10 protein-coding genes are annotated in these 12475 nt (G+C 41.9%); 8 read left to right on the top strand and 2 right to left on the bottom strand.

Going from position 1 to position 12475, the window contains the following annotated elements; all coding sequences use genetic code 11:
- Nucleotides 1–3 precede the first annotated feature (3 nt).
- From GD630_RS08955 to GD630_RS08925, 8 genes are all read left to right on the top strand, one after another.
- On the top strand, nucleotides 4–1716 hold the full coding sequence (locus tag GD630_RS08955) for an ATP-binding protein (RefSeq protein ID WP_143866379.1): 1713 nt from the start codon (nucleotides 4–6) through the stop codon (nucleotides 1714–1716).
- A gap of 173 nt (nucleotides 1717–1889) precedes the next feature.
- On the top strand, nucleotides 1890–2558 hold the full coding sequence (locus GD630_RS08950) for a DUF6268 family outer membrane beta-barrel protein (RefSeq protein ID WP_238482976.1): 669 nt from the start codon (nucleotides 1890–1892) through the stop codon (nucleotides 2556–2558).
- A 35-nt stretch (nucleotides 2559–2593) separates the two neighbouring features.
- Entirely contained in the window at nucleotides 2594–2794 is a 201-nt protein-coding gene (locus GD630_RS21310) for a DUF6268 family outer membrane beta-barrel protein (RefSeq protein ID WP_238482975.1), read from the top strand.
- 119 nt (nucleotides 2795–2913) lie between these two features.
- Complete coding sequence (locus GD630_RS08945; protein WP_143866377.1) at nucleotides 2914–3672, top strand: LytR/AlgR family response regulator transcription factor; 759 nt, start codon at nucleotides 2914–2916, stop codon at nucleotides 3670–3672.
- 13 nt (nucleotides 3673–3685) lie between these two features.
- Entirely contained in the window at nucleotides 3686–4681 is a 996-nt protein-coding gene (locus GD630_RS08940; RefSeq protein WP_143866375.1) for a sensor histidine kinase, read from the top strand.
- 159 nt (nucleotides 4682–4840) lie between these two features.
- The gene (locus GD630_RS08935; RefSeq protein ID WP_143866373.1) at nucleotides 4841–5380 is read left to right on the top strand and encodes a flavodoxin family protein; all 540 of its coding nucleotides are present in this window, start codon (nucleotides 4841–4843) and stop codon (nucleotides 5378–5380) included.
- Nucleotides 5381–5497: 117 nt separating this feature from the next.
- Entirely contained in the window at nucleotides 5498–6301 is an 804-nt protein-coding gene (locus GD630_RS08930) for an MBL fold metallo-hydrolase (protein WP_143866371.1), read from the top strand.
- 37 nt (nucleotides 6302–6338) lie between these two features.
- Nucleotides 6339–9650 carry a S41 family peptidase gene (locus tag GD630_RS08925; protein ID WP_143866370.1) on the top strand — a complete coding sequence of 1104 codons (3312 nt, stop codon included), beginning with the start codon at nucleotides 6339–6341 and terminating at the stop codon, nucleotides 9648–9650.
- An 87-nt stretch (nucleotides 9651–9737) separates the two neighbouring features.
- Here GD630_RS08925 and GD630_RS08920 read toward each other — a convergent pair whose 3' ends face one another.
- Complete coding sequence (locus tag GD630_RS08920; RefSeq protein ID WP_085961819.1) at nucleotides 9738–10196, bottom strand: hypothetical protein; 459 nt, start codon at nucleotides 10194–10196, stop codon at nucleotides 9738–9740.
- A 219-nt stretch (nucleotides 10197–10415) separates the two neighbouring features.
- Complete coding sequence (locus tag GD630_RS08915; protein ID WP_143866368.1) at nucleotides 10416–12173, bottom strand: 1-deoxy-D-xylulose-5-phosphate synthase; 1758 nt, start codon at nucleotides 12171–12173, stop codon at nucleotides 10416–10418.
- Between the last annotated feature and the right edge of the window lie 302 nt (nucleotides 12174–12475).

Below are 12475 nucleotides of genomic sequence, written 5' to 3'. Positions count from 1 at the left end.
ATTATGGCAAGAATAACTATTCCTTATGCAGTAGCAGATTTCATAGATTTGCGTGAGCGTGGATACTATTATGTAGATAAGACAGAATACATATTCAGGCTTGAGGATTATAAGGCTCCCATATTTCTGCGCCCCCGTCGCTTTGGAAAAAGTTTATTAGTCTCGACTTTGGCTTGTTATTATGATCGTACCAAAGCGAATCGGTTTGACGAACTGTTTGGAGGAACTTGGATTGGTAATCATCCGACAAAAGAACATAACCGTTATATGATTATTCGCTACGATTTTTCAAAAATGGTGATGGCGGATACTATTGAAGGATTGGCTCAAAATTTTAATGATTTGAACTGTGGTCCGGTAGATGTGATGGTGGAGCATAACAGAGATTTGTTCGGTGACTTTCAGTTTACCACTCGGGGAGACGCTTCTAAAATGTTGGAAGAAGTACTAAGTTATGCCCGTTCTCATGAATTCCCCAAAGTTTATATATTGATTGATGAATATGATAACTTCACTAATCAACTGCTTACAGCTTACAATGACCCGCTTTATGAAAAAGTGACCACGAATGATAGTTTTTTGCGCACTTTCTTCAAGGTGATAAAAGCTGGTATTGGTGAAGGTAGTATCCGTACTTGTTTTTGTACAGGTGTGTTACCCGTCACTATGGATGATTTGACCAGTGGATATAATATTGCAGAGATATTGACTCTTGAGCCTAATTTCCTGAATATGCTTGGGTTTACATACGAAGAAACTGAAACATATCTACGTTATGTGCTTGATAAGTATTCTACGGGACAGGATCGCTTTGACGAAATATGGCAACTAATAGTGAGTAACTATGATGGTTATCGTTTCCGTCCGAATGGAGATCGGTTATTCAATGCCACTATCCTTACTTACTTCTTCAAGAAATTTGCAGCCAATGCCGGTAGTATTCCGGACGAATTGGTAGATGAAAATCTACGTACTGACATTCATTGGATTCGTCGGTTGACTCTTTCGCTGGATAATGCGAAAGCGATGTTGGATGCATTGGTAATTGACGATGAACTGCCTTATAATGTGGCTGATCTTGCCAGTAAATTTAATAAGCAGAAGTTCTTTGATAAAGAATTTTATCCTATCAGCCTGTTCTATTTGGGAATGACAACGTTGAAGGATAAATTTGTGACCACATTGCCTAATATGACGATGCGTAGTGTATACATGGACTACTATAATCAACTGAACAAAATAGAAGGCAATGCACAACGTTATGTTCCTGTGTATCGGCACTATGATTCCAATCGAAGCTTAGAACCACTCGTTCAGAATTATTTCGAACAATATTTGGGACAATTCCCGGCACAAGTTTTTGATAAGATCAATGAAAACTTTATCCGGTGTTCTTTCTACGAACTGGTGTCACGTTATTTAAGTAGTTGTTATACCTTTGCTATCGAACAGAATAATTCAGCAGGCCGATCAGACTTTGAAATGACCGGTATTCCCGGTACGGATTATTATACGGATGATCGCGTGGTCGAATTTAAATATTATCGTATGAAAGAAGCTGAAAAGATGCTTGCACTTTCCGATCCTCTTCCCGAGCACGTGGAACAGGTGAAAAGATACGGTGAAGACACTAAGAAAAAGTTTCCTAATTATAATGTACGGACATATGTGGTGTACATTTGTGCTAATAAGGGATGGAAATGTTGGGAAGTATGAGACTTTTATCGTATAATTAAATATGAGAGTTGGAGCGGTAGAGTGCAAGAAGGTTGATAACAACAAATGATTCATCCATTCTATTTTGTATTTTATCCATCTGGATTGTCGTTCTGTCGGAATAGTATTGGTACAAAATCGTGTGCAGGCTACATTTGCAGAAAAATCGAAAAATGAAACGATTTAATGCAATTTGCATATTATGTGTCTGTATCTGCATTCCGACTCTACTTTTCGGGCAAGGCTATGTGAGTAATGAATACATTTCTTCTTCCTTTTTGAGGGACGAAGCCGGAAATAGATTCGGCTCAGGGGATATGTGGCGTTTTTCTGGACGGTACACGTTGCCTTTTTCCTTGAAGCAGAACGATCGAGGACAGCTTCTCTCATGGTTGGCAACGCTGGATTGTAGCTATGCTTTGCTGCGAAACAATGGGATAGCAGCCGAACTGAATCCCGATCGGATTTTGAATGCCAGTTTGAACGTATCACATCTACGGCCCATTTCTGAACGATGGAGTCTGATCATTTCGTTGGGTTGCGGTGTTTATACCTCTCCGAATCAGATTGCATGGCACAGTATTCTGGCTAATGGGGCCGTTATTTTCGTCTATAAATTACGGGATAATCTAGACATTGGTGTAGGTGCGGGATTGACCAATTCATTCGGAGTACCGATGCTTCTGCCTATGGGGTATTTGAATTGGCGCGCCTCCGGTAAATACGAATTTTGCGTGGATATGTCGAGCGGACTGAAAGTTGCGGTGACCAAATGGCTGAATCGAAAATTCAAATTGGAACTGACTGCTATTGAAATGGATGGTATGGTATCTCTTCCGTGATGCGTGTCGACAGAAAGTCTAAGATTTATTCCTCAATGATGATACGCTCGACCTTGTCGCAGTCGTTCAGTATTACTCCAAAGGCGAATATTTATTGGGGAATAGGTGGAAATTGGTTACGCTCGATAAAAATTTCGGATCGTGATTTCAGAGGATTTCTCGATAGTTTTCGTGAAGACGAACACGATTTTGGTGTATCGTTTCGTGTAACAACCGGATTTAATTGGAATTTTTGAGTTTGATATCGACATCTCTTTTATGACTGTTTATTGTGGCACTTCGGACAGTTTTACATCGCAGAAGTCGTGTAACTGCAGAAATTATCGTAATTTTGAAAACCATAAGCTAAAATACAATGACGAAATATATTATCATAGAGGATGAACGGTTAGCTTACGAAGAAATCCGACGAATGATGCAGCGTCTGCGTCCCGATTATACATTGGTGGGGTGGGCTGCAGGGATTGAACAGGCTATACTGCAACTCACATCGGGAGGTATCGACCTGATGATTGTGGATATTCGGCTCTCCGATGGATTGAGTTTTGAGATTTTCGAACGAACGGAAGTGGATATTCCGGTTATTTTCACTACCGCTTATGATGAATATGCACTACGGGCATTTAAGGTAAACAGTATTGACTACCTGCTCAAACCTGTAGAAGAGCAGACGTTGGAGACTGCTCTTTGCAAGTTCGAACGGAATCGGTTGCCGCGTACCGCTACTCCCGAACTCAAACGGCTCGAAGCGACATATATGACCGGAAGTAAGAAGAACCGCTTTCTTGTCCGGTCGGGAGATACGTTCCAATATGTCGAGACGTCCGATATTGCGTTTTTTTACAGCGAAGATAAATATATTTTTCTATATCTGTTCTCCGGTCGTCGCTACATTGTCGATTATACATTGGAACAGTTGGAGACAATATTGGATGAAATGCACTTCTTTCGGGTAGCACGCAACTGTATCGCTAATATCCGGGCTGTTGGAAAGGTCTCCCGTTATTTCGGTGGTCGTCTGAAGATTTTCTTTTCAACGGAATGTTCCCACGAAGTTGTAGTCAGCCGTGACCGGGTAGGGCGGGTCTTACAATGGCTTGATGATATCCGATAAACACGTCTAGTCTATGAAAAAGAGAACGATTTTATTTTTCATTCTGCTGATTGCCGCATCGTTGCTGCTTTTCATTTATACCTTTTCTATTTTGGCACATACACCGGAAAGGACAGGGACAGCCGGTTTATGGGTTGATTTTTTTATGAATTTGCCGTGTTGCATTCTCATCGGGTATGCGGATTATCAAGTGGCCAAATTGCTCCAGAAACGATTCTTCGAACAGAACGGCATACGGATAATTTTGAGTATCTCACTGACTGCATTGTTGGTAGGAGTACTTGCCGTTGCAATCAATTACATTGTTGCACAGCTTTATTCGTTTCCATTCAGTATTGAAGGCAGTGTGTTCCCCATTGTGCTGTGGAATAGTCTTATCGTGCTTTTCATTGAGTTGTTTTTTTATAATCGCCGGCAGGTCGAACAACAGCGCAAGTTAGCCGTGATGGAGAAAGAAAAAGCGCTTTATCAGTTCGAGGCGCTGAAGAATCAGATTAATCCTCATTTTTTGTTCAACAGTCTTAATGTGTTGGCGGCACTTGCCTATGAAGATGCAGAAAAGACCAATCGTTTCGCCAAGAAACTGTCCGGTGTTTATCGTTATCTGCTCACGACACACGACCGACCTCAGGTTTCGGTAGGCGAAGAATTGGATTTTGTTGATGCTTATCTTTATTTAGAGCGTATTCGCTTCGGAGATGCCTTGCGAGTCGCAATTGTGGATTGCGAGATATGGCACGAAAGGAAAATTGTTCCGGTCAGCGTACAGATGTTGGTGGAAAATGCGTTGAAACATAATATAGCAACATCCGAAATGCCGTTGACCATACATATTATCATCGATTCGGATGGCATCGTTGTAACTAACAATCTGCAGCGGCGTTCTTGTGTTGTGCGGAACGGTATGGGATTGAGGAATCTACAGCACCAATACGCACTTTACAACCGACGAATCGAAATCGAATCTTCGGATACTTCTTTTATAGTAAAGATTCCTTATCTGAACTAACATAGAAGGTCTATTTATTACCAATAGAACAAAAACATGGAATCTGTAATTCGGGTATCTTTCTCTGTAATTTGTCTACATTCTATATACTTTTATTTCTCTATTTTTGCAAAGTGAATCATTGATAAAAGGATTCGGAAAATATAAAATAGTAAAGTTATGGCTAAAAAAGTTCTGATACTTTCGTCCAGTCCACGCAGAGGTGGAAATTCGGACGTACTTTGTGATGAGTTTATGAAAGGTGCTCTTGAAGCAGGTAATGAAGTGGAAAAGATTTTTCTGAAAGATAAGACGGTACATCCTTGTACGGGGTGCAGTGTTTGTAGTATGTACGGAAAACCTTGTCCGCAGAAAGACGATGCGGCTGAGATTGTGGAGAAGATGATTGCCGCCGATGTCATCGTAATGGCAACACCGGTTTATTTTTATACTATGTGCGGACAAATGAAGATAATGATCGATCGCTGCTGCGCACGGTATACGGAAATAAGCAACAAGGAATTTTATTTTATCATTGCGGCGGCTGAAAACAGTAAAGCGATGATGGAACGCACTATTGACGGTTTTCGTGGGTTCCTCGACTGTCTGGAAGCACCACAGGAAAAAGGGGTTGTCTATGGGGTAGGCGCTTGGAAAGTAGGGGAGATTAAAGATACTCCACATATGAAGGAAGCCTACGAAATGGGAAAACGTATTTGACGAAAACCAATTATTTTAGTAGATAATAGTCTGGATTGTTTGTTCTGCTACGGAATTGTTATAATTTTGTAGCAGAACTTTTTGTCATGTGCAATATCTATCTAAAAGTACATTATTATGAATTATAAAATAACCACTCTGGTGGAGAATTGCGTTTATGGGCGCAAGCTACAGGCAGAGCATGGGCTTTCTCTTTATATTGAAACGGCAGAACATAAATTACTCTTTGATACAGGTGCATCGGATTTGTTCATTCGCAATGCCCGTCTGCTTCACATCGACTTGCGGGAAGTAGACTATCTGATACTCTCTCATGGGCATAGTGACCATACGGGAGGTTTGCGCCATTTTCTGGAATTGAATACCATTGCAACAGTTGTGTGCAAGCGTAGCATTTTCTCTCCTAAATTTAAGGATGATCGTGAAAATGGAATCAAGCATACCGAAACGTTCGACTTATCCCGTTTTCGCTTTATTGACCAATGGACGGAATTGCTTCCGGGAGTTGTCTTGTTTCCCTCGATAAAAATCGAAGATAAGGAAGATACTCATTTTGAACGGTTCTTTGTTCAACAGGATGACGGCAATAAAATTCCCGATACTTTTGAGGATGAACTGGCGGTGGCGCTGGTCGGCGATGAAAGTTTCTCTGTACTGAGTGCCTGTTCCCATCGAGGAATCACTAATATATTGCGAACGATACGGAACGCATTTCCCGGTCTCCCTTGTGAGCTGCTTTTGGGCGGCTTTCATATTCATAATGCGGAAGAGCAAAAATATCATGTGATTTCAGATTATCTCCGACGGTATATGCCTCGTCAGATAGGAGTGTGCCATTGTACGGGAGTAGACAAGTACGCTTTTTTCTGTAAGGATTTTGGTGACAGGGTATTTTATAATCACACAGGAAGAGTTATTTAGAAGGACTGTTTTAGACATAAATATAGACTAATTAAATATGAAGAAACTTATCACTTGTTTATCGTTTGCGCTGGCCGCAGTATCCGTCGGCTATGCTGCTGTAACTCCTTTATGGATGCGCGACGCGCGTATTTCGCCCGATGGAAGCGAAATAGTCTTTTGCTATAAGGGCGATATCTACAAAGTATCCGCACAAGGAGGAACTGCCGTCCAATTAACAACACAAGCCTCTTATGAAGCCAATCCGGTCTGGTCGCCCGATGGAAAGCAGATTGCTTTTGCCAGCGACCGCAATGGGAATTTTGACCTTTTTATTATGTCTGCCGATGGAGGCGCTGCCCGGAGACTGACTTATCATTCTGCTTCGGAAATTCCCTCCACCTTTACACCGGATGGGAAGTATGTGCTTTTTTCCGCTTCCATTCAAGATCCGGCAACCAGTGCCCTGTTTCCTACAAGTGCTATGACGGAACTGTATAGAGTGCCTGCCGAAGGGGGAAATACCGAACAAGTCTTGGGTACTCCTGCCGAATGGGTTTGTTTCGACAAGGCCGGGAGGAATTTCCTTTATCAGGACCGTAAAGGGTTTGAAGACGAATGGAGAAAACACCATACGTCATCCATCACAAGAGATATCTGGCTGTACGATACTCAAACAGGAGAACATACCAATCTGACGAACCGTGACGGGGAAGACCGTAATCCGGTTTACGCTCCCGACGGGAAGTCTGTGTATTTTCTGAGCGAACGTAACGGAGGTTCATTCAATGTATATTCTTTCCCATTGAATGCTCCGCAGCAAGTGAAGCCTGTAACGACTTTCCGTACTCACCCGGTGCGTTTTCTCTCTGTCAGTGATAAGGGAACCTTGTGCTATGCATACGATGGGGAACTTTATACGCAACAGCCGAACTCCCGTCCGCAAAAGGTGAAAGTGGAACTTGTCCGTGATGATGACAAGGATATCGCATCATTCAGATTCTCACAGGGAGCTACTTCCGCCTGTGTTTCTCCGGATGGCAAGCAGGTAGCGTTCATCGTTCGTGGCGATGTTTTCGTTACGTCAACCGATTATCCGACCACTAAGCAGATAACCAATACGCCTGCCGGAGAATCGGGCCTTTCGTTTGCTCCGGACAATAGGACATTGGTGTATGCCAGCGAACGGACAGGCAACTGGCAACTGTATATGGCAAAGATTATACGTAAAGAAGATCCTAATTTTCCCAATGCAACTCTTATTGAGGAAGAGGTGTTACTCCCCTCTAAAACAGTGGAACGCAGATATCCGCAATATTCTCCCGATGGGAAGGAGATTGCCTTTATCGAAGACCGCAACCGTCTGATGGTACTCAATCTGGAGACGAAGAAAGTACGTCAGGTGACGGATGGATCTACATGGTACAATACAGGGGGCGGGTTTGATTATGAATGGTCGCCGGACGGTAAATGGTTTACGTTGGAATTTATAGGAAACCGTCATGATCCGTATTCTGATATAGGTATTGTCAGTGCGCAAGGAGGAGCAATCACTAATCTGACAAATAGCGGTTATATGAGCGCTTCTCCGCGTTGGGTACTTGACGGGAACGCTGTTCTTTTCCAAACGGAACGCTACGGGATGCGTGCCCATGCTTCGTGGGGTTCACAGCAGGATGTTATGTTGGTATTCCTGAACCAGGATGCATACGATCGTTATCGGTTGAGCAAGGAGGATTTCGAATTACTCAAAGAGTTTGAAAAGGAACAGAAGAAGGCGAAAGAGAAAGACGAGAAGAAAAAGGATGAAAAGAAAAAGGACACCGGTAAAGATAAAAAGAAAGATGGAGATAAAGATAAAGATGGAGACAACGGCAAGTCCGACAAAGATAAGGAAAGTAAAAAAGAGATTGTCGTAGAGTTGAAAGGTATTGAAGACCGCATTGTCCGCTTGACACCCAATTCTTCGGATTTAGGTAGCGCCATTGTCTCGAAAGACGGAGAGAACCTCTACTATTTTTCTGCTTTTGAAGGTGGCTATGACCTTTGGAAAATGAATCTTCGTGAAAAGGAGACAAAGCGTCTGCATAAGCTCAATACCGGTTGGGTTTCCTTATCTATGGATAAAGATGGAAATATATTCTTGTTGGGCAGTAGGAATATGCAGAAGATGGATGCAAAGTCGGATGCGTTGAAACCGATTAGTTATCAAGCGGAGATGAAGATGGATTTGGCTGCCGAACGGGAAGCTATGTTTGACCATGTATATAAGCAACAGCAGAAACGCTTCTATAACTTGAATATGCACGGGGTGAATTGGGATGAGATGAGTGCGGCTTACCGTAAGTTCCTTCCTCATATCGACAATAACTATGATTTTGCCGAATTGCTGAGTGAGTGGCTGGGCGAGTTGAATGTATCCCATACCGGAGGCCGTTATTTTGCCAACGGTAAGGGGGATGTTACTTCCAATTTGGGGCTTTTGTTCGATTGGGAATATCGGGGAAAAGGCATGAGAATTGCTGAAGTGATAGAGAAAGGTCCATTTGATCATTCCCGTACCAAAGTAAAGGAAGGATGCATTATTGAGAAAATCAATGGACAGGAAATTTCTCAGGAAAATGATATTACTGTTTTGCTGAACAACAAAGCAGGCAAGAAAACATTGATTTCACTATACGATCCGCAGAGTAAAGAGCGTTGGGAAGAGGTGGTTATGCCTATTTCCGGCGGGCGTTTGAACGGACTGTTGTATAACCGTTGGGTAAAACAACGTGCTGCGGAAGTGGAAAAATGGTCGAACGGAAGATTGGGATATGTGCATATACAGTCTATGGGTGACGGAAGTTTCCGTACTGTCTATTCTGATATTCTGGGTAAATATAACAACTGTGAGGGGATTGTCATCGATACTCGTTTCAACGGTGGAGGCCGACTGCATGAAGATATTGAAATTTTGTTCAGCGGGCAGAAATATTTCACGCAGGTAGTACGTGGGCGTGAAGCTTGTGATATGCCGAGCCGTCGTTGGAATAAACCTTCCATTATGTTGCAATGTGAAGCGAATTACTCGAATGCGCACGGTACTCCTTGGGTATATAAACACCGGAACATCGGCAAGCTCGTCGGTATGCCTGTGCCGGGAACGATGACCAGTGTTTCTTGGGAGACTTTGCAGGATCCTTCATTGGTATTCGGTATTCCTATTGTCGGTTATCGTTTGGCTGACGGTAGCTATCTGGAAAATTCTCAGTTGGAGCCTGATATTAAGGTGGCTAATAGTCCGGAAACTGTTGTAAAAGGTGAGGATACACAATTGAAGGCAGCAGTTGACGAATTGTTGAAAGAGATTGATAGTAAAAAGAAATAGATAGATTTGCTATATAAAAGAATAAGGGGTGCGCCATAATTCATTATGACATACCCCTTATTCTTTTATATAGTTAATGGTTCCGGTTTATTCTTCTTCATTCTCTTCTTTATTTTTCTTTCCCAGTCCTAAAAGGCCGAAAATGAAATCTTTCAGGTAGCTTATTATGCCGATGACCACTAAAGCGGCAAATCCATAGAAAAGAATACTACCACCCCATTTGTCCCAAAATGTAGGGGTGGGGATAAGGCTGCTCAATTCTTCCACATTCAAGTCTTTTTTAATGACTTCTGCGTATTCGTCTGAAATTTCATAATAAGTGTCGGGCTTCGATTCTGAGAAGAGTACTAAAGTACGTTTTCCGTCTTCTTCGATGTACCCTAAATCCAAATGAGCGCCTTCATCTGTTTTGTAATAAGAACTATCCGGAAGAGCGGCAACTTTCGGGATACTGTTGTCTACCGGAATTCTGATTTTCATACGTGCTTCGGCATTGCTCACGAAAAGTCCGGCAATGACAGTCAGGATAAATAGAAATTTTTTCATAATCGTAAAATATAAAGATTTAATAATGTGTAGTTGTTAGTCGCAATCACAATTAATCTGTTTTTGTGCTCCAAAGATAAATGAAAAATACGAAAACCAAACAATTGTTTGGTTTTTTATTTGATTGAATAGTTGAAAAATAAGAATAGGTTGATGTATACTGTCTGTTATGACAATTACATCAACCTATAAGAGTATATAGTGAATTGGTAGTATGCTTTATCCGATAAGTGCAGTGATATCTTCTACAATCTGTTCATCCGTCAGGTGATTGGCACGAAGAAATTCCTGTAGATCATAACGGTCTACAAATTCTTTTTTGGCTCCGTAATTGAGAACTTTCATGTCGGAAGTACCATAATAGCGGCTAATCTTTTCACCGAATCCACCATCCAAGACACCATCTTCTAACGTGATTACTAATTCATGGTCGGCTTTCAGCTCATTCATGAGCTCGCTGTCTATTCCGGTGATGTAACGCGGATTGATGAGTGTCGCGTCAATATTTTCTTTTTCTTTCAGGAGTGATGCGACCGACTGTCCTAATCCATAGAATGAGCCTAAAGCTACAATTGCCACTTTCGAACCGCGATGAGTGACTTTATAGCGATTGAGAATGCTGTAATCGGAGTCCACCGGCTCTCCGCAACTAATAACCTCGGTAGCCGGAACACGGATGGCAACCGGGTGTTCATTTTGACGGATGCTCCATTCTAACATGGCAATATATTCTTCTTTGCAAGTCGGTGCCAGATAAACCATATTGGGAATATTGCTGATGACCGGAATATCGAAGAAACAGAGATGTGTCACATCATTCATTCCGGATAATGTACCCCAGAATACGAGCAGGACAGCCGGATTATTGTTGATACAGAGGTCTTGTGAAAGTTGGTCGTAAGAGCGTTGGATAAATGTACTGTAAACTCCATAAACCGGTTTTCCACCGTTGGCTGCAATACCCGAAGCAAGTGCTACCGCGTGTTCTTCAGCAATACCTACATCTACGAATTGTTTGCCTGCTTCTTGCCGACGGTCCGGAGTAAAGCCCAGAACGGCGGGAGTGCCCGAAGTAATTGTTACTACACGCGGGTCTTCTTTCATCTTTTGCAGCAGGTATTGGGCGGTTACTTCGCTATAATCTTCTTCTTCGTCGTTAACTTTGGCTTCTCCGGTCTCCGGATTGAATGGAGTACGCCAATGATAAGTCTCTTTATCTTGCTCGGCACGTGCATAGCCTTTACCTTTGAGAGTATTGATGTGTACTACTATCGGATGTTGGATATCTTTTATCTTAGAGAAAGCTTCGATTAATGCCTGTACATTGTTGCCATCATTTACATACATATAATCCAGTCCCATAGCTTTGAAGAAGTTACACTCACATTGACCGTTGCTGTCACGTAATTCTTTTAGATTCTTGTATAATCCGCCATGATTCTCGGCAATAGACATTTGGTTGTCATTGACGATGATAATCATGTTGGTACCCAGCTCTGCCACATAGTCCAACCCTTCGAATGCTTCACCGCCACTTAAAGAACCGTCGCCTATGACAGCTATGATATTTTCATTACCGCCTGTAAGGTCACGTCCTTTTGCCAGTCCGCTGGCCAGGCTGACGGAAGTAGAGGTATGGCCGATGATAAAGAAATCGTGCTCACTTTCTTGCGGTTCGGTATACCCTGATACATTGTCGTATTTGGCCGGATTGAGGAAAGCGTCTTTACGGCCGGTCAACATCTTGTGTACATAACTCTGGTGCGATACGTCAAATACAATTTTGTCTTTGGGCGAGTTGAATACATAGTGTAGGGCAATTGTCGCTTCTACCATTCCGAAGTTGGGACCGAAATGTCCGCCATGTTCACTTAGCTTTTGCAGAAGTGCGGCACGGATTTCACCGCTTAATTTATTAAGCTCTTCAATCGATAGCTTTTTTACATCTTCAGGCGAATAAATATTTTCTAAATACATACCAAACAGTTTTTATAAATAATCTTTTTACTTATTTCTTTATGACATTGCAAAGATACGGCAGAATTTGTGATTTACTTGTATATGAATTACGGATAAACTTACCCCTATTACTGTTCTTTTTCATTGGAATAGTATCTGGTTCTATCTTTCTAAGAAGATAATAGATGTTAATTAGGTTTTTGCCTTGTGAACTAATATTTGATACAATATGTTGTTTGAAGTAAATAAAGAACTTAATTATGAACTAAAAAATTAGACATGGCTAAACCAAGCATATCTAATGATTTAGCAGGTAAAAC

The organism is Bacteroides zhangwenhongii (genome assembly GCF_009193325.2).
GTDB classification, from domain to species: domain Bacteria; phylum Bacteroidota; class Bacteroidia; order Bacteroidales; family Bacteroidaceae; genus Bacteroides; species Bacteroides zhangwenhongii.
This window is presented reverse-complemented; position numbering and strand designations above follow the sequence as displayed.